This window comes from Pseudomonas sp. SL4(2022) (genome assembly GCF_026625725.1).
Lineage (GTDB): Bacteria > Pseudomonadota > Gammaproteobacteria > Pseudomonadales > Pseudomonadaceae > Aquipseudomonas.
This window is the reverse complement of the sequence record NZ_CP113060.1, coordinates 1,704,505-1,729,636: the sequence shown is the minus strand read 5'-3', so window position 1 is coordinate 1,729,636 and position 25,132 is coordinate 1,704,505. Positions and strand designations below refer to the sequence as shown.

The 25,132-nt window shown below is 58.8% G+C and carries 23 protein-coding genes; 7 read left to right on the top strand and 16 right to left on the bottom strand.

Annotated elements, in window-relative coordinates:
* Window positions 1–3 precede the first annotated feature (3 nt).
* From rsmG to rpmH, 7 genes are all read right to left on the bottom strand, one after another.
* Complete coding sequence (gene rsmG, locus OU997_RS08320; RefSeq protein ID WP_108486382.1) at window positions 4–651, bottom strand: 16S rRNA (guanine(527)-N(7))-methyltransferase RsmG; 648 nt, start codon at window positions 649–651, stop codon at window positions 4–6.
* Window positions 651–2,543, bottom strand: coding sequence for a tRNA uridine-5-carboxymethylaminomethyl(34) synthesis enzyme MnmG (mnmG, locus tag OU997_RS08315; protein WP_267809629.1), 1,893 nt, complete (start codon window positions 2,541–2,543; stop codon window positions 651–653). Before mnmG ends, rsmG begins: the two co-directional genes overlap by 1 nt.
* A gap of 618 nt (window positions 2,544–3,161) precedes the next feature.
* Window positions 3,162–4,529: a tRNA uridine-5-carboxymethylaminomethyl(34) synthesis GTPase MnmE gene (gene mnmE / locus OU997_RS08310; RefSeq protein ID WP_267809628.1), complete on the bottom strand. Its 1,368-nt coding sequence runs from the start codon at window positions 4,527–4,529 to the stop codon at window positions 3,162–3,164.
* A 75-nt stretch (window positions 4,530–4,604) separates the two neighbouring features.
* Entirely contained in the window at window positions 4,605–6,353 is a 1,749-nt protein-coding gene (gene yidC / locus OU997_RS08305) for a membrane protein insertase YidC (protein ID WP_267809627.1), read from the bottom strand.
* 2 nt (window positions 6,354–6,355) lie between these two features.
* Window positions 6,356–6,601 (bottom strand): membrane protein insertion efficiency factor YidD, encoded by a 246-nt coding sequence (gene yidD / locus OU997_RS08300; RefSeq protein ID WP_108486378.1) that lies wholly within the window; start codon window positions 6,599–6,601, stop codon window positions 6,356–6,358.
* Entirely contained in the window at window positions 6,594–6,995 is a 402-nt protein-coding gene (gene rnpA / locus OU997_RS08295; protein WP_108486398.1) for a ribonuclease P protein component, read from the bottom strand. Before rnpA ends, yidD begins: the two co-directional genes overlap by 8 nt.
* A 14-nt stretch (window positions 6,996–7,009) precedes the next feature.
* A complete protein-coding gene (rpmH, locus tag OU997_RS08290) occupies window positions 7,010–7,144 on the bottom strand; it encodes a 50S ribosomal protein L34 (protein ID WP_002551315.1) in 135 nt (44 codons plus the stop codon).
* A gap of 523 nt (window positions 7,145–7,667) precedes the next feature.
* Here rpmH and dnaA point away from each other — a divergent pair.
* The 4 genes from dnaA to gyrB are packed head-to-tail and all read left to right on the top strand — an operon-like array spanning window position 7,668 to window position 13,797.
* Entirely contained in the window at window positions 7,668–9,128 is a 1,461-nt protein-coding gene (dnaA, locus tag OU997_RS08285; RefSeq protein WP_108486198.1) for a chromosomal replication initiator protein DnaA, read from the top strand.
* A 32-nt stretch (window positions 9,129–9,160) separates the two neighbouring features.
* Entirely contained in the window at window positions 9,161–10,264 is a 1,104-nt protein-coding gene (gene dnaN / locus OU997_RS08280; protein WP_267809625.1) for a DNA polymerase III subunit beta, read from the top strand.
* 7 nt (window positions 10,265–10,271) lie between these two features.
* Window positions 10,272–11,375, top strand: coding sequence for a DNA replication/repair protein RecF (gene recF, locus OU997_RS08275; protein WP_108486187.1), 1,104 nt, complete (start codon window positions 10,272–10,274; stop codon window positions 11,373–11,375).
* Window positions 11,376–11,379: 4 nt separating this feature from the next.
* A complete protein-coding gene (gyrB, locus tag OU997_RS08270) occupies window positions 11,380–13,797 on the top strand; it encodes a DNA topoisomerase (ATP-hydrolyzing) subunit B (protein WP_267809624.1) in 2,418 nt (805 codons plus the stop codon).
* Window positions 13,798–14,090: 293 nt separating this feature from the next.
* Here gyrB and OU997_RS08265 read toward each other — a convergent pair whose 3' ends face one another.
* The 4 genes from OU997_RS08265 to glyQ all read right to left on the bottom strand — a co-directional run bounded on the left by OU997_RS08265 (window position 14,091) and on the right by glyQ (window position 18,521).
* Window positions 14,091–14,864, bottom strand: coding sequence for a lysophospholipid acyltransferase family protein (locus tag OU997_RS08265; RefSeq protein WP_267809623.1), 774 nt, complete (start codon window positions 14,862–14,864; stop codon window positions 14,091–14,093).
* A 32-nt stretch (window positions 14,865–14,896) separates the two neighbouring features.
* Window positions 14,897–15,430, bottom strand: coding sequence for a D-glycero-beta-D-manno-heptose 1,7-bisphosphate 7-phosphatase (gene gmhB / locus OU997_RS08260; RefSeq protein ID WP_267809622.1), 534 nt, complete (start codon window positions 15,428–15,430; stop codon window positions 14,897–14,899).
* 92 nt (window positions 15,431–15,522) lie between these two features.
* Window positions 15,523–17,577, bottom strand: coding sequence for a glycine--tRNA ligase subunit beta (gene glyS / locus OU997_RS08255; RefSeq protein ID WP_267809621.1), 2,055 nt, complete (start codon window positions 17,575–17,577; stop codon window positions 15,523–15,525).
* On the bottom strand, window positions 17,574–18,521 hold the full coding sequence (glyQ, locus tag OU997_RS08250; protein ID WP_108486199.1) for a glycine--tRNA ligase subunit alpha: 948 nt from the start codon (window positions 18,519–18,521) through the stop codon (window positions 17,574–17,576). Before glyQ ends, glyS begins: the two co-directional genes overlap by 4 nt.
* A gap of 66 nt (window positions 18,522–18,587) precedes the next feature.
* Between glyQ and OU997_RS08245 the strand changes: the two genes are divergently transcribed.
* The 3 genes from OU997_RS08245 to OU997_RS08235 all read left to right on the top strand — a co-directional run bounded on the left by OU997_RS08245 (window position 18,588) and on the right by OU997_RS08235 (window position 20,442).
* Complete coding sequence (locus OU997_RS08245) at window positions 18,588–19,145, top strand: DNA-3-methyladenine glycosylase I (RefSeq protein ID WP_267809620.1); 558 nt, start codon at window positions 18,588–18,590, stop codon at window positions 19,143–19,145.
* 45 nt (window positions 19,146–19,190) lie between these two features.
* Window positions 19,191–20,078 (top strand): lysophospholipid acyltransferase, encoded by an 888-nt coding sequence (locus OU997_RS08240; RefSeq protein ID WP_108486193.1) that lies wholly within the window; start codon window positions 19,191–19,193, stop codon window positions 20,076–20,078.
* Between the two features lie 82 nt (window positions 20,079–20,160).
* Entirely contained in the window at window positions 20,161–20,442 is a 282-nt protein-coding gene (locus tag OU997_RS08235; protein ID WP_108486194.1) for a PilZ domain-containing protein, read from the top strand.
* Here the strand turns inward: OU997_RS08235 and OU997_RS08230 are convergent.
* The 5 genes from OU997_RS08230 to def form a co-directional block, all read right to left on the bottom strand.
* Window positions 20,439–20,756: a tetratricopeptide repeat protein gene (locus OU997_RS08230; protein WP_267809619.1), complete on the bottom strand. Its 318-nt coding sequence runs from the start codon at window positions 20,754–20,756 to the stop codon at window positions 20,439–20,441. The genes OU997_RS08235 and OU997_RS08230 overlap by 4 nt on opposite strands.
* 128 nt (window positions 20,757–20,884) lie before the next feature.
* Entirely contained in the window at window positions 20,885–22,258 is a 1,374-nt protein-coding gene (trkA, locus tag OU997_RS08225; RefSeq protein ID WP_108486196.1) for a Trk system potassium transporter TrkA, read from the bottom strand.
* 12 nt (window positions 22,259–22,270) lie between these two features.
* On the bottom strand, window positions 22,271–23,584 hold the full coding sequence (gene rsmB / locus OU997_RS08220) for a 16S rRNA (cytosine(967)-C(5))-methyltransferase RsmB (RefSeq protein ID WP_267809618.1): 1,314 nt from the start codon (window positions 23,582–23,584) through the stop codon (window positions 22,271–22,273).
* Window positions 23,581–24,525: a methionyl-tRNA formyltransferase gene (gene fmt, locus OU997_RS08215; RefSeq protein WP_267809617.1), complete on the bottom strand. Its 945-nt coding sequence runs from the start codon at window positions 24,523–24,525 to the stop codon at window positions 23,581–23,583. Before fmt ends, rsmB begins: the two co-directional genes overlap by 4 nt.
* Window positions 24,526–24,578: 53 nt before the next feature.
* Window positions 24,579–25,085 (bottom strand): peptide deformylase, encoded by a 507-nt coding sequence (gene def / locus OU997_RS08210; protein ID WP_108487485.1) that lies wholly within the window; start codon window positions 25,083–25,085, stop codon window positions 24,579–24,581.
* Window positions 25,086–25,132: the final 47 nt, after the last annotated feature.

The window sequence follows — 25,132 nt, the reverse complement described above, 5'->3', positions numbered from 1 at the left end:
CCCCTAGACCGAGCGACGCAGTATCAGCAGATGGCGCTGACCTTGGCAACCGGGAACCTTGAGTACATGGGTGGCAGTGAGACGAAAGTCCGCTGGGAGGGCCTGCAGCTCATCGTCCGGGTGCACGCCTTTCATCGCCAGCCACTGGGTATGGCCATCGCCGAGATGGCGAGTCCAGTTGCTGAAATCTTCCAGCGAACTGAAGGCCCGCGAGCAGATACCGCTGAACGGCACAGCTGGGGTGAACTCTTCGACGCGGCTGTGGATAACTTGCAGGTTGGCCAGTTTCAACTCCAGCTTCACCTGAGTCAGGAAGCGGGTCTTCTTACCATTGGAGTCCAACAGGGTGAACTGCCGCTCGGGAAACAGGATGGCTAGCGGAATGCCCGGCATGCCGCCGCCGCTGCCGACGTCCAGCCAGTTATCCCCAGCCTCAGCGACGAAAGGCACCACGGAGAGGCTGTCGAGCAAATGGCGCGAGACCATTTCATTCGGGTCACGCACTGCTGTGAGGTTGTAAGCCTTGTTCCACTTGATCAGCAGGGCCAGATAGGCCAACAACTGTTCGTGCTGCTGTGCGCTGAGTTCAACACCCAGCTCGAGAGCGCCCTGGCTCAGTTCTTCGGCGTGACGTGCGGTGACCAACGACATCAGGCGCTGTGCTCCAACTGCTGACCGGCAGTGCGCTTTTTCAGGTGGATCAGCAGCAGGGAAATCGCTGCCGGGGTAACGCCGGGAATCCGCGAGGCCTGGCCCAGGGTTTCCGGGCGGCTATTGCCGAGTTTGTGCTGGATCTCTTTGGACAGCCCGGAAATCCCTGCGTAGTCGATATCGAGCGGCAACCTGGTGTCCTCACTGGCGCGCAGCCGAGCGATTTCATCCTGCTGCCGGTCGATATAGCCGGCGTACTTGGTCTTGATCTCAACCTGCTCGGCCACCTGTGGGTCCTGCGCACCGCCACCGGTGATATCCATCAACCCGGTGTAATCGATTTCCGGACGCGAGAGCAGGTTGAGCAGGTTGTACTCATGGGCCAGCGGCGTGCCGAACTGGGCGGCAATTGCATCCCCCTGAGGGGTACCCGGGCGCACCCAGGTACTTTTCAGGCGCTGCTCTTCCTGGTTGATACCTTCACGCTTAGCTTCGAACGCGGCCCAGCGCACGTCATCGACCAGCCCCAGTTCACGACCTTTCTCGGTCAGGCGCAGGTCGGCGTTGTCCTCACGCAGGATCAGCCTGTATTCGGCGCGCGAGGTGAACATGCGGTAGGGCTCCTGGGTACCCAGGGTAATCAGGTCGTCAACCAGCACGCCGATGTAGGCCTCATCGCGACGCGGGCACCAGCTGTCTTTGCCCTGGGCACGCAGCGCAGCGTTACAGCCGGCAAGAAGGCCCTGGGCGCCGGCTTCTTCGTAACCGGTGGTGCCGTTGATCTGCCCGGCGAAGAACAGCCCGGCGATCACTTTGGTTTCCAGGCTGTACTTGAGATCACGCGGGTCGAAATAGTCGTACTCGATGGCGTAGCCAGGCCGCACGATATGCGCGTTCTCCATGCCACGGATGCTGCGCACGATCTGCAATTGCACATCGAACGGCAGCGAGGTGGAGATGCCGTTGGGGTAGAGCTCATGGGTACTCAGACCTTCTGGCTCGATAAATACCTGATGGCTGTCCTTGTCGGCAAAACGGTGAATCTTGTCTTCGATCGACGGGCAGTAACGCGGGCCAACCCCTTCGATCACCCCGGAATACATCGGTGAACGATCCAGGTTGGCCGCGATGATTTCGTGGGTACGTGCGTTGGTGTGAGTAATCCAGCAGCTGATCTGGCGTGGTTGCTGTTCTGCACGTCCGAGGAAGGACATCAGCGGTGTTGGTGTATCGCCCGGCTGCTCAGTCATTACCGAGAAGTCCACGGAACGACCATCAATGCGTGGAGGTGTGCCGGTTTTCAAACGGCCGACACGCAGTGGCAATTCACGCAGCCGGTGCGCCAGGGCAATCGAGGGCGGATCGCCTGCACGGCCGCCGGAGTAGTTCTGCAGGCCTATGTGGATAAGTCCGCCGAGGAAGGTGCCTGTGGTCAACACCACGGAATCCGCGAGGAAGCGTAGGCCCATCTGAGTGACTACGCCTTTAACTTCGTCGTTTTCGACGATCAAGTCATCGGCTGCCTGCTGAAATATCCACAGGTTGGCCTGATTTTCCAGGGTTTCGCGAATAGCTGCTTTATACAGCACGCGATCAGCCTGGGCGCGTGTGGCGCGCACTGCTGGGCCTTTGCGGCTGTTCAGCACACGGAACTGGATACCACCTTTGTCGGTGGCTTCAGCCATGGCGCCGCCAAGGGCGTCGATTTCCTTGACCAGATGGCTCTTACCGATCCCGCCAATGGCTGGGTTGCAACTCATCTGCCCCAGTGTTTCCACGTTATGGGTCAGCAGCAGGGTTTTTACCCCCATGCGTGCAGCTGCCAACGCAGCTTCGGTACCGGCATGACCGCCGCCGATGACGATCACCTGAAAACGGGAAGGGAAATCCACCACGCACCTCGTGCCTGTTGAGAAATGGGGGGCTTTTGGTCTGAAAAGCGGGAAAGGCGGTAAGTATAGGGATTTAGGCAGTGTGAAAGAAGCCTTTTGCACAAAAAATAGCCAGCTGCTTGGGTGCTGTTCAGGTGTGTCGGTTAATAAAAAAAAGAGAGAATTTTTATAAAGCCTTGTTTATATGTTTATTACTTAGCAACGGCTTTTCTGTGGATAGATTTCTACAGCTCAATGGATTCAATGCTTACAGCGTTTAAAAAGTCTGTGCTGATCCTGCCATCTGCTTGTTCAGTTGCCGTACGCAAGCTGTGGATTAAACCTATGGTTATCCACAAGGGCCGTTATCCTCAGTTTTATCACCGGGTTATAGGCAGGGCTTAGGCCGGTTTTTCCACAGGGCTTAGGTGGATAAATAAGTGGTAGGCCGTACTTATGCATCCAGGCGGAGGGCTGCCTGAATGGCATTGTTGCTATCTCTGGACGTCGGATGGGGTGGCGCAGGGAGGAATTGCAGATTCAGTGGACGATTCGATGCGCCGTAACCCATCAGAAATTATCGTGCAGCTGATGGGGTAGGCGATGCGTTGGCAGGTAAGACGGCGTGCGCCGCCCAGCCTATTTGCCGATACAAAAGCTGGAAAAGATTCGCCCCAGCAGGTCATCGGAACTGAACGCACCGGTGATTTCGCCCAGGGCCTGCTGAGCCATACGCAGGTCTTCAGCCAACAATTCGCCAGCGCCGGCCAGGGTTAGCTGGGCATGACCATGCTCAAGGTGAGCGGCCGCCTGACGTAGCGCTTCCAGGTGACGTCGGCGTGCGCTGAAGCTGCTCTCTGAGGTCTGTTCATAGCCCATGCAGGCCTTGAGGTGTTCTCTCAGCAGGTCAAGGCCCTCAGTGGATTTGGCCGACAGACTGATAGTCACGTGGCCGTCATTGCAGACTTCCAGGACCACTGATTCGCCTGACAGGTCGGCTTTGTTACGAATCAAGGTGACCTTGGCTGGGTCAGGGCGCTGGTCGAGGAACTCCGGCCACAGGGCAAAGGGGTCGTCGGCCTCGGGGGCTGTGGCATCCACCACCAGCAGGATGCGGTCGGCTTCACCAATGGCTTTCAGCGCACGCTCGACGCCGATGCGTTCGACCTGATCCTCGGTGTCACGTAGACCGGCGGTGTCCACTACGTGCAGCGGCATGCCATCGATGTGGATATGTTCGCGCAATACGTCGCGGGTGGTGCCGGCGATCTCGGTGACGATGGCTGCCTCGCGACCGGCAAGGGCGTTGAGTAGGCTGGACTTACCCGCGTTAGGCCGGCCAGCGATCACCACCGTCATGCCGTCGCGCAGCAGCGCACCTTGGCCGGCCTCACGCAGCACACCGGCGAGGTCTGTGCGTACGTCATCGAGCAGGTTGAGTACATGGCCATCGGCGAGAAAGTCGATTTCCTCTTCGGGAAAATCGATGGCTGCTTCGACGTAGATGCGCAGGCTGATCAGTCGCTCAGTCAGGCCATGCACACGGCGGGAAAACTCGCCCTGCAGCGAGCGCAGGGCATTGCGCGCGGCTTGCTCCGAGCTGGCTTCGATCAGGTCGGCAATCGCCTCGGCTTGCGCGAGGTCGAGTTTGTCATTGAGAAACGCGCGCTCACTGAATTCGCCGGGTCGTGCCAGGCGTGCGCCGAGTTGTACACAGCGGCGCAGCAGCAGATCGAGCACCACTGGCCCGCCGTGGCCCTGCAATTCCAGCACATCTTCACCGGTAAAGGAGTTGGGGCCGGGGAAGTACAAGGCCAGGCCTTCATCCAGCACCTGCTTGGCGTCGGCGAAGAACGGCCCGTAGTGCGCATAGCGCGGTTGCAGTTCGCGCTGACAGATTGCTTGCGCCAATCGACTGGCCAGTGGCCCGGACACCCGCACGATGCCAACCCCTCCACGGCCCTGGGCGGTGGCGACGGCAGCAATGGTTTCGACGACGGTTTGCATGCGGCTCTCCTGAATTGGGCATAGCAAAACGCCCCTGAAAAGGGGCGTTTGTTACAGCTTAGAAGCGTGCAGGACTCAGGCGTTGGCAGCCTTGGTCGCCGCTTCGATTTTGCGGGTAATGTACCACTGCTGAGCGATCGACAAGACGTTGTTGACCACCCAGTACAGCACCAGACCAGCCGGGAACCAGAGGAAGAAGAAGGTGAAGATGATTGGCATCATTTTCAGTACCTTGGCTTGCATCGGGTCCGGCGGTGTCGGGTTGAGTTGCTGCTGGATAAACATGGTCGCGCCCATGATGATCGGCAGGATGAAGTATGGATCCTTGATTGCCAGGTCTGTTATCCACAGCAGCCAAGGCGCTTGACGCATTTCCACGGATTCCAGCAACACCCAGTAGAGGGCAAGGAATACCGGCATTTGCACCAGGATCGGCAAGCAGCCGCCCAGCGGGTTGATCTTCTCTTTCTTGTACAACTCCATCATCGCCTGCGACATCTTTTGACGATCGTCACCGAACTGCTCTTTCAACTGAGCGAGTTTCGGTGCAACGGCACGCATGCGCGCCATGGATTTGTAGCTGGCAGCGGACAGGGGGAAGAAGATCAGCTTGATGATCACGGTCAACATGATGATCGACCAGCCCCAGTTGCCGAGCAGGTTGTGGATAACTTCCAGCAACCAGAAGATCGGCTGAGCCAGGAACCACAGAATGCCGTAGTCGACGGTCAGCTCAAGGCCAGGAGACAGCGTCTTCAGATGGCCTTGTAGTTTCGGGCCGGCATACAGAACTGCACTGGTTTCACCCTGAGCGCCGGCAGCAACCTGAATGGCCGGGCCGGTAAAGCCGACAATGTAGTTGCCTTGGCTGTCTTTGCGGGTCTGTATTTGGTTAGTGCTGTCTTTGCTTGGGATCCAGGCAGTGACGAAGTAATGCTGTAGCCAGGCAACCCAGCCTCCTTGAACGGTTTCTTTGAAGGCTTGTTTGTCGATGTCTTTCATCGACACTTTTTTGTACGGCTCTTCGCTGGTCCACAGCGCGCCACCGAGGTAGGTCGCAGTGCCGGTTGCGGTGGTGGAGGACGGATCGTCGCTACCATCACGCTTGAGCTGGGCAAACATGTTGCCGCTCCAGGCCTGACCACTCTGGTTGTCTATCAGATAGCTGACCGTTACCTGATAGGACGAAGGATCGACGCAGCCGGGTTTCTTTTGTTGCTGTTCCTTTGTGGAACATTCAGCGTTCAGACCGCGCTTGAAGGTAAAGCGTTTGATGTAGTTAACACCGTTCTCGCTGAGCTTGAGGTCAACCTGCAGCTGATCCTGACCGTCGGTCAGTTCATAGCTCTTCTGCGTGCTGCTCCAAAGGGCACGACCGCTGGATTTGTCCGGCGCATTGCTGCCGATCAAACCGCTTTGCGCCAGGTAGGTACGCTCGCCGCCGTTATCGAACAGCTGGAACGGCACATCAGGACGATCCTGACGACGTGGGTACTGCGGCAAACGCAGTTGCACCACATCACCACCGCGCGGGTCGATGGCCAGGTCCAGCACATCGGTCTTCACCCGAATCAGCTCATCACTGGCAGCAGGCGCGGCACTGATGGCGCTGGGTTCAACAGCAGGGGTGGCGCTCGGAATATCGTCGCTACCCGCAGGGCTTGAAGTGGTGGCAGTGGTATCCGGCAGGCCGGGTACAGTGCTGCTGGTCGCGGCAATTTCTGTCGGCAGGGCAGCTTGACCGTAGTCCTGGTTCCACTGGAGAACCATCATATAGGACACGATTGCCAGGGCGACGATCAGGATCGAGCGTTGAATATCCATGATTATTCGGCCATCGAAGAGGAACGGGAGGTTTTCACGCAGGGAACCGGGTCGTAGCCACCGGGATTCCACGGGTGACAGCGGCCAAGCCGACGCAAGGTCAGCCAGCCACCGCGAATGACGCCATGATGTTCAATGGCGTCAAGCGCGTAGCAAGAACAGCTTGGGTAGAAACGACAGTGACTGGCCATCAAGGGGCTGATGGCGTAGCGGTAGAACTGGATGGGAAGCAAAACCAGTTTACGCATGGGGACTGTCGTTCACCCCAGATGGCGCGACAGCTTCCGGGCTTGGTTTGCTGCGTTCGAGGCGTTTCCAGAGTTTGCCAAACTGGCGAACCAGTTCGCTATTTTCCAGATCACCAAGGCCCTTACGCGCAACAACCACGATGTCCCATCCAACCAAGTTGTCCTGGTTCATACGGAACGACTCGCGGATCTGCCGTTTCAGACGATTGCGCTCAACGGAGAGTTTGACGCTCTTCTTGCCGATCACCAGACCCAGACGGGGGTGATCCAGCTCATTGTTGCGCGCCAGCAGCAGGACATTTTTGCCCGGAGCTTTGCCGCTAGGGGAGTCGAAGACTGCCTTGAATTGCCGGGGGGTTAGCAGACGCTTTTCCCGACTGAAGTCTCGACTCACCACAAGACCGAAATTTAGACGGCGAGACGCTTACGGCCCTTGGCGCGGCGACGCGACAGGACAGCACGACCGTTCTTGGTGGCCATACGAGCACGGAAACCGTGGGTGCGAGCGCGTTTGATAGTGCTGGGTTGGAAAGTACGTTTCATGGTGCGGTACCTGGGTGGTCGACTACGGGCCGGAATGGCCCCCGTTTTAAGAGACCGGCAATTCTAGAGAAACCCGAGGGTCAGGTCAATTTCCAACCAGGCTTTTCCTGAATAAAGAAATATAAAAAAGAGAATATTTAAAGATGTTTAGTAGCGTTAGTAGCTATTAGCGTAACTAAGATCTGTGTATAACTCACTCAAGGTCTTGGATTTAAAGGCTTTCGGCTAGGGGTAAGTCTGTCAGAAAGAGGTGCTGCACCTGTGTGGAAGCCGCGTACAAGCTGAGGATGGAATGCCACTTTACCCACAGCTGGGTTGTCCATTGGCTTTTGCCTGGGTTTATCCCATGATCTTACAGGTGCTTATCCACAGTCTTTTGAAAATTTTCTGGATAACAGGTTGGCACGAATAAGACTTTGATTTTCCTTGCAGAATAAGCATGGTTACATGTGGATAACTCAAGTCTCGGCAGCTACAATGATGGCTGTTTTTTGCCTCGCGTCTTGCGATTTAGGGGATGTCCGTGTCTGTGGAACTTTGGCAGCAGTGCGTCGAGCTTTTGCGCGATGAGCTGCCTGCTCAGCAATTCAACACCTGGATCCGTCCACTGCAGGTCGAAGCCGAAGGCGATCAGCTTCGCGTGTACGCACCCAATCGTTTTGTTCTTGATTGGGTTAATGAGAAATACCTCAGTCGCCTGCTCGAGTTGCTTACGGAACGCACCAATGGTCTGGTTCCAGACCTTTCCTTATTAATAGGAAGTAAGCGCAGCAGTGCTCCACGTGCTGCTGTCGCTCCAGTATCAACCGCGTCGGTTACACCCGCTCAGCCTGCCAGTGCTGCGTCGAATGCCGTTAGTAGTGAGCCTTCTCGCGCCAGCTTCGATCCCATGGCCGGTGCGGCCAGCCAGCAGGCGCCGGCGCGTACTGAGCGTACGGTGCAGGTCGAAGGTGGGCTTAAGCACACCAGTTATCTGAACCGCACCTTTACCTTTGATAACTTTGTCGAAGGTAAATCCAACCAGCTGGCCCGCGCAGCGGCCTGGCAGGTGGCGGACAACCCCAAGCACGGTTACAACCCGCTGTTCCTTTATGGCGGCGTGGGCTTGGGTAAGACCCACTTGATGCATGCAGTGGGTAACCATCTGCTGGCGAAGAACCCGAATGCCAAGGTGGTGTACCTGCATTCCGAGCGGTTCGTCGCGGATATGGTCAAGGCCTTGCAACTGAACGCGATCAACGAGTTCAAGCGTTTTTACCGTTCGGTCGACGCGCTGCTGATCGACGATATCCAATTCTTCGCCAAGAAAGAGCGTTCCCAGGAAGAGTTCTTCCACACCTTCAACGCTTTGCTCGAAGGCGGCCAGCAGGTCATTCTCACCAGCGACCGTTACCCGAAAGAAATCGAAGGCCTGGAAGAACGCCTCAAGTCACGTTTCGGTTGGGGCCTGACGGTAGCCGTCGAGCCGCCTGAACTGGAAACCCGCGTGGCGATTCTGATGAAGAAGGCCGATCAGGCCAAAGTCGATCTGCCGCATGATGCTGCTTTCTTTATTGCCCAGCGTATCCGCTCCAACGTGCGTGAGTTGGAAGGTGCGTTGAAGCGCGTCATTGCCCACTCGCACTTCATGGGCCGGGACATTACCATCGAACTGATCCGCGAATCGCTCAAGGATCTGCTGGCCCTGCAGGACAAGCTGGTCAGCATCGACAATATCCAGCGCACGGTCGCCGAGTACTACAAGATCAAAATTTCTGATCTGTTGTCCAAGCGCCGCTCGCGTTCGGTTGCACGGCCGCGTCAGGTGGCCATGGCGTTATCGAAAGAGCTGACCAACCACAGCCTGCCGGAAATTGGTGATGCCTTCGGCGGGCGCGATCACACAACGGTATTGCATGCATGCCGTAAGATTGCTGAACTTAAGGAATCCGACGCGGATATCCGCGAGGATTACAAGAATCTGCTGCGTACGCTGACTACCTAAATACGCAACTCCACTAGGCAAGGGACTAGACCATGCATTTCACCATTCAACGCGAAGCCTTGTTGAAACCTCTGCAACTGGTCGCCGGCGTCGTGGAACGCCGTCAGACCTTGCCGGTGCTCTCGAACGTGCTGCTGGTGGTCGAAGGCCAGCAGCTGTCGCTGACGGGTACCGACCTGGAAGTCGAACTGGTTGGTCGCGTCACACTGGAAGAACCTGCGCAACCTGGTGAGATTACCGTGCCGGCACGCAAGTTGATGGACATCTGTAAAAGCCTGCCGTCTGATGCACTGATCGATATTCGTATTGATGAGCAGAAGCTGCTGGTCAAAGCTGGCCGCAGCCGCTTCAGTCTGTCCACCCTGCCTGCCAATGACTTTCCCACTGTTGAAGAGGGTCCAGGTTCGCTGACCTTCAGCCTGGTACAAAGCCGGCTGCGGCGCCTGATCGAACGCACCAGCTTTGCCATGGCCCAGCAGGATGTACGTTATTACCTCAACGGCATGTTGCTGGAAGTACAGACCGGAATCCTCCGCGCTGTGGCCACTGATGGTCATCGTCTGGCGATGTGCTCCATGGAAGCAGCGATCGAGCAGGTCGAACGTCATCAGGTCATCGTGCCGCGCAAGGGGATTCTTGAACTGGCCCGTTTGCTCACCGAACAGGACGGTAGCGTCAGCATCGTTCTCGGTCAGCACCATATCCGCGCGACTACCGGTGAATTCACCTTCACCTCGAAACTGGTTGATGGAAAATTCCCGGATTACGAGCGTGTACTGCCGCGTGGTGGTGACAAGCTGGTGGTCGCCGACCGCCAAGGCCTGCGTGAAGCATTCAGCCGTACTGCGATTCTGTCCAACGAAAAGTACCGCGGAATTCGCCTGCAACTGGAATCTGGCTTGCTGAAAATTCAGGCTAACAACCCGGAACAGGAAGAAGCGGAAGAAGAGATCGCCGTTGACTACAACGGCAGTTCGTTGGAAATCGGTTTCAACGTCAGCTACCTGCTCGACGTATTGAGTGTGATGACCACCGACCAGGTTCGCCTGATTCTCTCCGATGCCAACAGCAGTGCCCTGGTGCAGGAAGCCGACAACGACGAGTCGTCCTATGTCGTTATGCCGATGCGCCTGTAACCGCTGAATGTCCCTGACTCGTTTTACCGTCACCGCGGTGCGTAATTTGCACCCGGTGACCCTCTCCCCCTCCCCGCGTATCAATATACTTTCCGGCGCCAACGGCAGCGGCAAAACCAGCTTGCTCGAAGCCATTCATCTGCTGGGGCTGGCTCGCTCCTTTCGTAGCACTCGTCTGCTTCCGGTCATTCAATACGATCAACTTGCCTGCACGATTTTCGGTCAAGTTCAGCTGTCTGATGGACGGCAAGGCAGTCTGGGAATTTCTCGGGATCGTCAGGGAGAATTTCAGATTCGTATCGATGGGCAGAATGCGCGCAGCGCAGCGCAGCTGGCCGAGACCTTGCCGCTGCAGTTGATCAACCCGGACAGTTTCCGTCTGCTCGAAGGCGCACCGAAGATTCGTAGGCAGTTTCTCGATTGGGGAGTGTTCCACGTGGAACCTCGGTTTCTCCCTGCCTGGCAGCGCTTGCAGAAGGCCCTGCGTCAGCGGAACTCATGGCTGCGGCATGGTACACTTGACGCCGCTTCACAGGCGGCTTGGGACCGAGAGTTATGCCTGGCCAGCGACGAAATTGACGGATATCGGCGCGCCTATATTCAGGCCTTGAAACCGGTATTTGAACGCACCCTGAATGAACTGGTTGAGCTGGAAGGGCTGACCCTCAGCTACTACCGCGGGTGGGACAAAGAGCGTGAGCTGAATACAGTGCTTGCATCTACCCTCGCCCGCGATCAGCAATTGGGACACACCCAGGCTGGCCCGCAGCGCGCTGACCTCAGGTTGCGCTTGGGAGCGCACAATGCCGCCGAGATACTCTCGCGTGGGCAGCAGAAATTAGTTGTATGTGCCCTGCGCATCGCGCAGGGACATTTAGTGAATGAGGCCAAGCACGGCCAATGCATTTATCTGGTGGATGACTTGCCGTCAGAACTGGATGAGCAACACCGTCGTGCGCTGTGCCGATTGTTGGAAGACTTGCACTGCCAGGTGTTTATCACCTGTGTAGACCATGAATTGTTGCGGGAAGGCTGGCGCACGGATACGCCAGTTGCCATGTTCCACGTGGAACATGGTGGCATCACCCAGACCCACGACCACCGGGAGTGAAGGCATGAGCGAAAACCAAACGTACGACTCCAATAACATTAAGGTCCTCAAGGGCCTGGATGCCGTACGCAAGCGGCCTGGTATGTACATCGGCGATACTGACGATGGCAGTGGTCTGCACCACATGGTCTTCGAGGTGGTCGATAACTCTATTGACGAAGCCTTGGCCGGTCATTGCAGTGAAATCACCATTACCATCCACCCGGATGAGTCGATCAGCGTGCGCGACAATGGTCGCGGTATTCCAGTGGACATCCACAAGGAAGAAGGCGTTTCCGCCGCTGAAGTGATCATGACCGTTCTGCACGCAGGCGGTAAGTTTGACGATAACAGCTACAAGGTTTCCGGCGGTCTGCACGGTGTGGGTGTTTCTGTAGTTAACGCCCTGTCCAAGGAACTGGTTCTGACCATCCGCCGCAGCGGCAAGATTTGGGAACAGACTTACGTACACGGTGTGCCTCAGGCGCCAATTGCGACCGTGGGCGACAGCGACACCACCGGAACGCAGATCCACTTCAAACCGTCCGAAGAGACCTTCGCCAATATCCATTTCAGCTGGGATATTCTGGCCAAGCGTCTGCGCGAACTGTCGTTCCTCAACTCCGGCGTAGGCATCCTGCTGAAGGATGAACGCAGCGGCAAGGAAGAGCTGTTCAAGTACGAAGGCGGTCTGCGTGCGTTCGTTGAGTACCTCAACCAGAACAAGACGGCGGTCAACCAGGTGTTCCACTTCACGGTACAACGTGATGACGGTGTGGGGGTCGAAGTTGCCCTGCAGTGGAACGACAGCTTCAACGAGAACCTGCTGTGCTTCACCAACAACATTCCGCAGCGCGACGGTGGTACTCACCTGGCCGGCTTCCGTTCGGCGCTGACGCGTAACCTGAACGCTTATATAGAGCAGGAAGGTCTGGCCAAGAAGCACAAGATCGCCACCACCGGTGACGATGCCCGCGAAGGCCTGACCGCGATTATTTCGGTAAAAGTACCGGATCCAAAATTCAGTTCGCAGACCAAAGACAAACTGGTTTCCAGTGAAGTGAAGACAGCAGTCGAACAGGAAATGGGCAAGTATTTCTCCGACTTCCTGCTGGAGAACCCCAACGAAGCCAAAGCCGTAGTCGGCAAGATGATCGACGCCGCGCGTGCCCGTGAAGCCGCGCGTAAAGCCCGCGAAATGACCCGTCGTAAAGGTGCGCTGGATATTGCCGGCTTGCCGGGCAAACTGGCCGATTGCCAGGAGAAAGACCCTGCCCTTTCCGAACTCTACATCGTGGAAGGGGACTCCGCGGGCGGCTCTGCCAAACAGGGCCGTAACCGCAAGACCCAGGCGATCCTGCCACTCAAGGGCAAGATCCTCAACGTCGAGAAAGCCCGTTTCGACAAGATGATTTCCTCCCAGGAAGTCGGCACCCTGATCACCGCCCTGGGCTGTGGCATCGGCCGCGATGAGTACAACATCGACAAGCTGCGCTACCACAACATCATCATCATGACCGACGCCGACGTCGACGGTTCGCACATTCGTACCTTGCTGCTGACCTTCTTCTTCCGTCAGCTGCCGGAACTGGTTGAGCGCGGCTACATCTACATCGCCCAGCCGCCGCTGTACAAGGTCAAGAAAGGCAAGCAGGAGCAGTACATCAAGGACGACGACGCCATGGATGAATACATGACGCAGTCGGCCCTGGAAGACGCCAGCTTGCACGTCAATGAAGGTGCACCTGGTCTGTCCGGTGAGTCGCTGGAGCGCCTGGTCAATGACTACCGCCTGGTAATGAAAACCCTCAAGCGTCTGTCGCGTCTGTACCCGATCGAGCTGACCGAGCACTTCGTCTACATTCCGCGCGTGGAGACCGAGCAACTGGCAAATAAGGAAGCCATGCAGCAATGGCTGAGCCTGCTCGACGGTCGTCTCAAGGGCATGGAGAAATCCGGCCTGGTGTATAAGACCAGCCTTCATGAAGACCAGGAGCGTCATCTTTGGTTGCCGCAGGTCGAGCTGGTTTCTCATGGCGTATCCAGCTACATCATCTTCAACCGCGACTTCTTCGCCAGTAACGACTACAAGACTGTTACCAGCCTAGGCGATCAGCTCAATAGCCTGCTGGAAGAAGGGGCCTATGTGCAGCGTGGTGAGCGCAAGAAAGCCGTAAGCACCTTCAAGGATGCACTGGCCTGGTTGATGGCCGAAAGCACCAAGCGCCACAGCATTCAGCGCTATAAAGGGCTGGGTGAGATGAACCCGGACCAACTCTGGGAAACCACCATGGACCCGGAAGTACGCCGCATGCTCAAGGTACGCATTGAGGACGCCATCGCAGCTGATCAGATCTTCAATACGTTGATGGGCGATGCTGTTGAACCGCGTAGGGACTTTATTGAAACCAACGCCCTGGCGGTGTCCAACCTGGACTTCTAAAGCCCCTACCAGGAGGCCAGAACGCGTTCTTCCGATTCCGGCCTCTGTTTAAAAGCCCCTGCTGATGTCTTAGCAGGGGCTTTTTTGTTCCACATGGAACATGCAGCCGATTGCAGGTACCTCGAATTGATCGATAAAAAAGCCGGCACTAGGGCCGGCTTTGGATTTCACTGAAAAACTTATGCACGGAATGCAGTAACTCGTGCCTTTGATAAAACGGCTTATGAATCATTGTCTTGAAAGACTTAATGGCACTCTGCCGGTATTTCGCTCACAGGTTATCCACAATGGCTCTAGGCCGGCTCACGAGCCTCGAGTGGCTGGCTTTGTGTATCCAGTGAACCGATATCGCGTTGGGCCTGACTGACCCAGGCAAAGGCGCGGTCATTAAGTTCAGCTATAGCGCGCGGGCCTGTACCTTCGGCGTACATCAGCGGGCCGATCACCACCTGAACGGTTCCGGGCGTCTTGCGCCAGCCCTGCTTGGGCCAAAACTCGCCGGCATTGTGGGCAATCGGCAGCACCGGCAGGTTAGCATTCACCGCGAGGGAGGCGCCGCCACGGCTGAATTTGCCGATCTGGCCTGGTGGAATACGTGTGCCTTCCGGGAATACCAGCACCCAGGCGCCTTGCCCCAGACGCTTATGGCCGAGTTTGGCCAGCTGCTTGAGCGCCGCCTTGGGGTTGCTGCGGTCGATGGCGATAGGTTTGAGCATGGCCATCGCCCAGCCAAAGAATGGCACATAGAGCAACTCGCGCTTGACCACTTGGCTGAGCGGTTCGAAGTAGCCGCAGAGGAAGAAGGTTTCCCAGGTGCTCTGGTGCTTGGCGAGGATCACGCAGGGCTGCTCGGGGATATTGTCCAGGCCCTTGATCTCGTAGTTGATGCCGACCACCACCTTGGCCAGCCAGGTGGCGCAGCGGCACCAGTTCTGCACGACGAAGCGGTAGCGTGCGCGGAACGGCAGAAAGGGCGCGACGAAGACGCTGAGGATGCACCAGAAGAAGGAGCTGGAAGCCAGCAGCAGATAGAAGAGGAAGGTTCTGAGGGTCTGCACTGTCGACATGGGAGCTTTTACCGTCGCAGGCAGAGCCTGCTTTATAAGTGGAGAAGCTGTGCGGCAACCGCCGCCAGATCATCGAATACCAGGGTGCCCGCTGGCAATCCTTTCGCCAGGGTGCGTTCGCCCTTGCCGGTCTTTACCAAAACTGGCTGACAATCGACGGTTAATGCAGCGCTCAGGTCACCGCTGCTGTCACCGACAAACCAGATGCCCTTGAGTGCTATGCCATAGTACGCAGCAATCTGCTCAAGCATGCCGGGTTTCGGTTTGCGGCAGGCGCAGCCTTCATCCGGGCCGTGGATGCAGTGCACGATCAAGCCCAACTTGCCGCCTTGCGCTGCCACCAGCTCGCGCAGGCGCGCATGCATGGCTTCCAGCGTGGCCAGGTCGTAATAGCCGCGGGCAACCCCAGACTGATTGGTGGCCACGGCCACCGTCCAGCCGGCTTGCGACAGACTTGCGATGGCCTCGATGGCCCCGGGCAGCGGGATCCATTCGGCGAGGCTTTTGATATAGGCGTCAGAGTCGTAATTGATTACGCCGTCGCGGTCGAGAATCAGCAGTTTCATGCGGTAATCCGTAACCGGCTGGCGGCGGTGTGGCCGCCAGCCGGTAAAGGTGATGATGGGTATCGCTGTGCTCCACCCATCCTATAGGCGACTTAGCCGAGTACCGAGATATCAGCGACGCCGAGGAACAGGCCGCGTAGCTTAGCCAGCAGCGCATAGCGGTTGGCCCGCACGGCAGGGTCTTCGGCGTTGACCAGTACGGCCTCGAAGAAGGCGTCTACCGGTTCACGCAGGTTGGCCAGCTGGCTGAGCGCCAGGTTGTACTGACGCGCTGCCGCGAGCGGTTGCACTGCATGCTCGGCCTGCTGGATGGCGGCGTTAAGGGCAAACTCGCTGGGGTTGTCGAAGTGATGGGCTTCGACACTGGTGGCGACCTGGCCTTCGGCTTTGCTTAGCAGGTTGGACACACGCTTGTTGGCTGCTGCAAGAGCGGCTGCTTGCGGCAGTGCGCGGAAGGCCTGCACGGCTTGTACACGCTGATCGAAGTCCAGCGGCGAGGTCGGACTGACGGCACGTACGGCTTGGTACACGGCGACGTCGACGCCTTCATCCTCATACCGCGCGCGCAGGCGATCGAAGATAAAGTCCTGCACCTGCGATGCCAGGCCGTCAGCTTTGACCTTGTCAGCGAACTGGGCGATGGCAAAAGCGATGGCGTCCGCCAGATCCAGATCCAGCTGTTTCTCGATCAGAATGCGCAGCACGCCAAGGGCGGCACGACGCAGGGCGTAAGGGTCTTTGCTGCCGGTGGGCAGCATGCCGATACCGAAGATGCCGACCAGGGTGTCCAGCTTGTCGGCCAGGGCCACGGCAGCGCCGGTCAGGGTGACCGGCAGCTCGGCGCCGGCACCGCGCGGCATGTACTGCTCGTTCAGCGCCAGGGCCACGTCTTCGGCTTCGCCATCATGTTTGGCGTAGTAGTAACCGGCGATGCCCTGCATTTCCGGGAACTCGCCGACCATTTCACTGGCCAGGTCGCACTTGCAGAGAATGCCAGCGCGGGCGGCACGGGTGGCATCGCCACCGATGCGCTCGGCAATAAAACCGGCCAGGGCGGACACACGCTGTGCTTTGTCGTAGACCGAACCGAGCTGAGCCTGGAACACCACATTGGCCAGGCGCTGGTTGAAGGTCTCCAGCTTCTGCTTCTTGTCCTGCTTGAAGAAGAACTCGGCGTCGGTCAGGCGCGGACGCACCACCTTCTCGTTGCCGGAAATGATCTGCGCCGGGTCTTTGCTTTCGACGTTGGCCACGGTGATAAAGCGCGGCAGCAGCTTGCCGTTACCGTCCAGCAGGCAGAAGTACTTCTGGTTGTCCTGCATAGTGGTGATCAGCGCTTCTTGCGGCACTTCCAGGAAGCGTTCCTCGAAGGAACACACCAGCGGCACCGGCCATTCAACCAGGGCGCTGACTTCATCCAGCAGCGCCGGCGGCACGATGGCCGTGCCCTGCTCTGCTGCAGCCAGTTCATTCACGCGGGAGATGATCTGCGCGCGGCGCTCGGCGAAGTCGGCAATCACATAGGCGCTACGCAGGTCTTCCGCGTAATTGGCCGGCGCGCTGATGCGCACCTCGTGGTTGGCGTGGAAGCGGTGACCACGGGAAACCCGGCCGGCTTGTTGGGCGAGGATTTCGCAGTCGATCACTTCGTCACCGAACAGCATCACCAGCCACTGGCTCGGGCGGACGAATTCGGTCTTGCGCGCGCCCCAGCGCATGCGTTTCGGGATTGGCAACTCGTTCAGCGAGGTTTCGACGATACCCGGCAGCAGGCCAGCCGCCGCTTGGCCGGGAATGCTCTGGCTGAATTTCAGCTTGGGGCCGCTTTGGTCGATTTGGCTCAGCTCAACGCCGCACTTCTTGGCGAAGCCCAGCGCGGCTTGCGTTGGGTTGCCGTCTTTATCGAATGCCGCCTGTACGGGCGGGCCGTCGAGGTTGACGGTGCGGTCAGGCTGCTGGGTGGCGAGTTGCTCGACCAGCACCGCCAGACGACGCGGCGCAGCGTAATAGTGCACGTTGCTGTAGCCCAGACCCGCCGCCTTGAGGCCTTTCTCGATGCCGGCGAGGAAAGCTTCGCCGAGGGTTTTCAGGGCTTTCGGTGGCAGCTCTTCGGTGCCCAGTTCAACCAGGAAATCACGGGTACTCATTCTGCTGCCTCCAGCTTGGCCAATACTTCATCACGCAGGTCGGGAGTGGCGAGCGGGAAGCCGAGTTTGCGCCGCGCTTGCAGGTAGCTCTGCGCCACCGAACGGGCCAGCGCACGCACACGCAGGATGTACTGCTGACGCGCGGTCACCGAGATGGCCCGGCGCGCATCCAGCAGGTTGAAGGTGTGCGAGGCTTTGAGCACCATCTCGTAGGTCGGCAATGGCAGTTCCAACTCGATCAGGCGATTGGCTTCTGACTCATAGAAGTCGAACAGCTCGAAGAGTTTCTCGACGTTGGCGTGTTCGAAGTTGTAGGTCGACTGCTCCACTTCGTTCTGGTGGAACACATCGCCATAGGTGACCTTGCCGAACTGGCCGTCGGTCCATATCAGGTCGTACACCGAATCGACACCCTGCAAGTACATGGCGAGGCGTTCGAGGCCATAGGTGATCTCGCCAGTCACTGGGTAGCACTCAATGCCGCCCACTTGCTGGAAGTAAGTGAACTGGGTGACTTCCATGCCGTTCAGCCAGATTTCCCAGCCCAGCCCCCAAGCACCGAGGGTCGGCGATTCCCAGTTGTCTTCAACGAAGCGAATGTCGTGCACCAGCGGATCAATGCCGATGGCTTTCAGCGAGCCTAAGTACAGCTCCTGAAAGTTTTCCGGGTTCGGTTTGAGCACCACCTGGAACTGGTAGTAGTGCTGCAGGCGGTTGGGGTTTTCGCCATAACGGCCGTCAGCCGGACGACGGGAAGGCTGCACATAGGCGGCGTTCCAGGTCTCGGGGCCGATGGCACGGAGAAACGTGGCGGTGTGGAAGGTGCCCGCGCCAACTTCCATATCGTAGGGCTGCAACACCACACAGCCCTGCTCGGCCCAGTACTGTTGCAGGGCAAGGATCAAGTCTTGGAAGGTGCGCACGGCAGGCGTAGTCTGGCTCACAAATTTCACCCGTACTTTGGCGGCTTGAGAAAGTCCGCGAGTATACCGAAGCTCAGGAAAACCCGCATGCCACGCTGTTTCTGGTGCAATGACGATCCGCTTTATCAGGCGTACCACGATGAAGAATGGGGTGTGCCGCAACGTGATCCTCAGGTGCTGTTTGAATTGCTTCTGCTGGAAGGTTTTCAGGCGGGTCTGTCGTGGATCACCGTACTGAAGAAACGCGAGCACTACCGCAAGGTGCTGTTTGGATTTGATGTACAGCGCTTGGCCGCACTGAGCGACGAGTACATCGAAGAAACCCTGATGCAGGATCCCGGCATCATTCGCAACCGCCTCAAGCTCAAGGCCGTGCGTAAGAACGCCCAGGCCTGGCTCAAGCTGGAAGAACCGGCGGCCTTGCTCTGGTCATTTGTCGGGGGCGTGCCGAAGATCAATCACTTCAGCGAACGCGCTCAGGTACCGGCGGTTACGCCTGAGGCTGTGGCGATGAGCAAGGCCTTGAAAAAAGCCGGTTTCACCTTTGTCGGCCCGACCATCTGTTATGCCTACATGCAGGCCAGCGGCATGGTCATGGATCACACCAGCGATTGTGACCGTTACGCGCAACTGACCACTCGCTAGCTCGGGTGGTTACAATAAGCGCCTTTTGATCGGCTGGAGTTGCCTGTGGAAAAGCTCAAAGGTGCCCTGGTGGTGGGCTTTCTGCGTTTGTTTGCCTTGCTGCCGTGGCGCGCCGTTCAGGCCGTGGGCGCGGCGATTGGCTGGTTGATGTGGAAGCTGCCGAACGGCTCACGCGAAGTGGCCAGCATCAACCTGCGCAAATGCTTTCCCGAACTGGACGAGGCTGCGCACCAGCGCCTGCTGGGCCAATCGCTGAAGGATATCGGCAGAACCCTGACCGAGAGCGCCTGTGCCTGGATCTGGCCGGCGCAGAAATCCATCGACCTGGTGCGTGAGGTCGAAGGCCTGGATGTGCTCAAGGACGCCCTGGCCAGTGGCAAGGGCGTGGTTGGCATCACCAGCCACCTGGGTAATTGGGAAGTGCTGAACCACTTCTACTGCGCGCAGTGCAAACCAATCATCTTCTACCGCCCACCGAAGCTGAAGGCCGTCGATGAGCTGCTGCGTCAGCAACGTGTGCAGTTGGGCAACCGTGTTGCGCCGTCGACCAAAGAAGGCATCCTTAGCGTGATCAAGGAAGTGCGTAAAGGCGGCGCCGTGGGCATTCCGGCTGACCCGGAGCCGAGTTTGTCGTCTGGCGTCTTTGTGCCGTTTCTGGCCACCGAAGCGCTGACCAGCAAGTTTGTTGCTGGCATGTTAAGTGGTGGCAAGGCTTGTGGGGTGTTTCTGCATGCGCTGCGCCTGCCGGATGGCTCGGGCTTCAAGGTTATTCTGGAAGCTGCGCCGGAGGAGATGTACAGCACCCAGACGGAAACGGCCGTTGCGGCGATGAGTTCGGTGATTGAACGCTATGTGCGTACTTACCCGAGCCAGTACATGTGGAGCATGAAGCGCTTCAAGAAGCGCCCAGCCGGCGAGGCCAAGTGGTATTGAGGTAAGCCCCCTGAGGGGCATGAAGTTGCAGCCGGGGTTGGCTCTCGACTAGGCTGCTTAAACCCAGTCGGATGGACGGCGCATGAGCAATAGTCGAAAGAATGTCCGCACCCCTCTCAAGGTGCGTTTGCGCATTGACCACCCGGTACACGGTGAGTTGATGGTCACCACGCGGGACATTTCCGAGTGTGGCGTTTATGTGCTGATGGATCATGCGCCCGATAAACTGCTGATGGGTGAGCAGGTCCAGGGGCAGGTACAAGGCCTGCCGATGGAAGCGCCGATTCTGACGCTGGAGGTCGTCCGTGTAGAGCCGCTCGGTGTCGGTCTGCGCTTTGTGCCCTGCGAGCAAACCGACGACTAACGCGCGGGCTTGTCCAGCCGTTTGAGAAACACCGCGATTTCCTTGCCCGCCTGTTTGTCGCCCTTGTCTTCGGCCACTGCCAACCCTTGTGTCCAGGCCGTGCGCGCCTCGTCGTTCAACCCCTGTTTGTGCAGGGCCTGTCCGAGCAGTTTCCACGCGGCGGAATACTGCGGATCAAACTGCACACAGCGCTGAAAATGTTCAGCTGCCCGAGTCCATTCGCCTGCATCCAGATAGCCTTTACCCAAACCGAAGCGCAACAGCGCGCTGTCCATGCCTTTTGCCAGCATCTTTTCCAGCGCGTCGGTGCTCATGCAGTCTCCTTGCTCGGGGCAAGCCCTCAGCCAGCGGTTAGGTGCTGAAGGCAGCAGTCGGTTGGCGTTGAGCGCAGCGAAGCCCAACAGACACGTTGGGTTTCGCTAATGGGGCGCAGCAATGAACGTTAAAAGAATGTCAGGCCGACCTGGAACAGTCGCTCAGCGTCGCGGATGTATTTCTTGTCGACCAGGAACAGGATCACATGGTCGCCGGACTCGATCACCGTGTCGTCGTGGGCAATCAGCACCTCTTCATCGCGGATGATCGCGCCGATGGTGGTGCCGGGCGGCAGGGCGATGTCTTCGATCATGCGCCCGACCACCTTGCTCGACTTGGCGTCACCATGGGCGATGGCTTCAATGGCTTCAGCCGCCCCCCGGCGCAGGCTGTGTACGCTTTCGATATCACCGCGGCGCACGTGGGTCAGCAGGGTGCCGATGGTGGCCAGCTGCGGGCTGATGGCGATGTCGATTTCGCCACCTTGCACCAGGTCGACGTAGGCCGGGTTGTTGATGATGGTCATCACCTTGCGCGCACCCAGGCGCTTGGCCAGCAAGGAGGACATGATGTTGGCTTCGTCGTCGTTGGTCAGGGCCAGGAAGATGTCGGCATCGCTGATGTTCTCTTCCACCAGCAGGTCGCGGTCGGAGGCGCTGCCCTGCAGCACAATGGTGCTGTCGAGGGTTTCCGAGAGGTAGCGGCAACGCGCCGGATTCATCTCGATGATCTTCACCTGATAACGGCTTTCGATGGCTTCGGCCAGGCGTTCACCGATATGCCCGCCACCGGCGATCACCACCTTCTTGTAGCTGTCTTCCATGCGCCGCATTTCGCTCATCACCGCGCGGATATGCGCCTTGGCGGCGATAAAGAACACTTCGTCATCGGCTTCGATCACCGTATCGCCCTGCGGCATGATCGCCCGGTTGCGGCGGAAGATCGCGGCTACGCGGGTGTCGACATTGGGCATGTGCTCGCGTAGCTGACGCAGTTGCTGACCGACCAGCGGGCCGCCGTAGTAGGCCTTGACTGCCACCAGCTGCGCCTTGCCTTCGGCGAAGTCGATTACCTGCAGGGCACCGGGGTATTCGATCAGGCGTTTGATGTAATTGGTCACCACCTGCTCGGGGCTGATCAACACATCGACCGGGATCGATTCGTTGCTGAACAGGCCGCTGCGCGTCAGATAAGCCGCTTCGCGCACGCGGGCAATCTTGGTGGGCGTGTGGAACAGGCTGTAGGCCACCTGGCAGGCGATCATGTTGACTTCGTCGCTGTTGGTCACGGCCACCAGCATGTCGGCATCGTCAGCACCGGCTTGACGCAACACTGTGGGGAACGAGCCGCGACCTTGTACGGTGCGGATATCCAGGCGGTCGCCAAGGTCGCGCAAACGATCAGCGTCGGTGTCGACCACGGTGATGTCGTTGGCTTCGCTGGCCAGGTGTTCAGCCAAGGTGCCGCCGACTTGGCCTGCGCCGAGAATGATGATCTTCATGCAGTAATGTCCTCAGCCGCGCGGGGCGGCGGCGATTTTCATCAGCTTGGCATAGTAGAAGCCATCGTGGCCGTCTACTTGCGGGAAGAGTTGGCGACCGTGGGCCGTTTTATGGCCGAAGGTGCCGGCGATATCCAGCTCACGGGCACCCGGCGTGCGGGCCAGGAAGGCCGCTATGTTGTCACTGTTTTCGGCCGGCATCACCGAGCAGGTGGCATAGAGCAGGATGCCGCCGACCTCCAAGGTTTGCCACAGGCTGTCCAGCAGTTCGCCTTGCAGCGTGGCCAGCGCTGGGATGTCTTGAGCCTGACGGGTGAGCTTGATATCCGGGTGACGACGGATCACCCCGGTGGCCGAGCAAGGCGCATCGAGCAGGATGCGCTGGAACGGTTGGCCATCCCACCAGGCCGCCAGATCGCGGCCATCGGCGGCGAACAGCTCGGCGTGAAGGCCCAGACGTGTGAGATTCTCGCGCACGCGCACCAGGCGTTTTTCTTCCAGATCCACCGCCACCACGCCCGCTAAACCGGGTTCGGCTTCGAGCAGGTGACAGGTTTTGCCGCCCGGCGCAGCGCAGGCGTCGAGCACACGTTGACCGGGTGCCAGGTCGAGCAGGTCGGCGGCCAGTTGCGCGGCTTCATCCTGCACACTGACGCGGCCTTCGGCAAAGCCCGGCAAGGTGGTGACATCGCAGGCGTGCAGCAGACGAATGCCGTCGCGGCTGAAAGTGCAGGGTTCGGCCTCAAAGCCGACCCGGCGCAGCTCGGCCAGGTAATCATCGCGGCTGCCAAGGCGGCGGTTGACCCGCAGAATCAGCGGCGGGTGGGTATTGTTGGCCGCGCAGATGGCTTCCCAGTGCTCTGGCCATTGCGCTTTCAGGGTTTTCTGCAGCCAGCGCGGGTGGGCGGTGTGCAGCACAGGGTCACGCTCGAGGCTGGCAATAATGCTTTCGCCGTCGCGTTGCGCGTTGCGCAGCACGGCATTGAGCAAGCCCTTGAGCGAGGGCTTTTTCAACTTGTCGACGCAGGCGACTGTTTCGCCGAGGGCGGCGTGGGCCGGAATGCGTGTATAGAACAGCTGGTACAGGCCGATCAGCAGCAGCGCTTCGACATCGCGGTCGGCGGCTTTGAAGGGTTTTTGCAGCAGCTTCTCGGCAATCAGGGCCAGACGCGGTTGCCAGCGCGCAGTGCCAAAGGCCAGGTCTTGAGCCAGGCCGCGATCGCGCGCTTCGACCTTGTCCAGCAACGGCGGCAGGCTGCTGCCCAGCGAGGCTTTGCCGGCCAGTACGCTGGCCAAGGCACGGGCGGCGGCGAGACGTGGGTTCATGCGCCCAGCACCAAGCCAACGGCAAATTGCTCGCGGCGACTGTTGTACAGGTCGCTGAAATTAAGCGCCTTGCCGCCTGGCAGTTGCAGGCGGGTCAAGCGCAGCGCGCCTTCACCACAGGCGACGGTCAGGCCCGATTTGTCGGCAGCGAGCACTGTGCCGGGAGTACCGCTGCCCTCGCCCAGCGTTGCGGCATGGACTTTCAAGGCCTCGCCGCCCAGCGTGCTGTGGCAAATCGGCCAGGGGTGAAAGGCGCGCACCAAGCGCTCCAGCTCCAGCGCTGGGCGCCTCCAGTCCAGTCGCGCCTCATCCTTGTTCAACTTGTGCGCATAGGTGGCCAGGCTGTCGTCCTGAACTTCTCCCTTGAGCGTGCCGTTGGCCAGCCCGGCGATGGCGTCAAGCACCGCCTGCGGGCCAAGTGTTGCCAGCCGATCATGCAGGCTGCCGCCGGTATCTTCGGCAGAAATGGGTGTGCTGACCTTGAGCAGCATAGGCCCGGTATCCAGGCCCGCTTCCATCTGCATCACGGTGACACCTGACTCGGCATCGCCTGCCTCAACCGCGCGCTGAATCGGTGCGGCACCACGCCAGCGAGGTAGCAGTGAGGCGTGACTATTGATGCAGCCCAGACGCGGTGTATCCAGAACCACCTGCGGCAGAATCAGGCCGTAAGCCACTACCACCATCAAGTCAGGCTTGAGTGCAGCCAGCTCGGTTTGGGCGGCGGGATCGCGCAGACTCTGCGGTTGATACACCGGGATGTCGTGCTGCAGGGCCAGCTGTTTGACCGGACTGGGAGTCAGCTTCTGCCCTCGACCGGCCGGGCGATCCGGCTGGCTGTAGACGGCAATGATCTGGTGTGGCGTGTCGAGCAAGGCCTTGAGGTGTTCGGCGGCGAATTCCGGGGTGCCGGCAAAGACAATACGCAGTGCTTCAGTCATGGGGGCTCGCTAAAGAAAAAGGCTTGCCGCAGCAAGCCTTTGAAAGGTGTGGCTCAAGCCTGCTGGCGATGCTGCTTTTCCAGCTTCTTCTTGATGCGGTCGCGTTTGAGATTAGACAGGTAATCGACAAACAGCTTGCCGTTGAGGTGGTCGCATTCGTGCTGGATACACACCGCCAGCAGGCCTTCGGCGATCAGCTCATAGGGCTGGCCATCGCGGTCCAGCGCCTTGATCTTGACCTTCTGCGGGCGGTCGACGTTCTCGTAGAAGCCTGGTACCGAGAGGCAACCTTCCTGGTACTGATCCATTTCGTCGGTCAGCGGCTCGAACTCGGGGTTGATAAACACCCGTGGCTCGGACTTGTCCTCGGACAGATCCATCACCACGACGCGCTTGTGCACGTTGACCTGCGTCGCGGCCAGGCCAATGCCCGGTGCGTCGTACATGGTTTCAAACATGTCATCGATCAGCTGACGCAAGGCGTCATCGACCACGTCCACCGGCTTGGCGATGGTGCGCAGGCGCGGATCGGGAAATTCGAGGATATTCAGGATCGCCATATGCGTTTGTGATGCACTTGTGGAATAAAGTCAAAATCCGCTGCTAA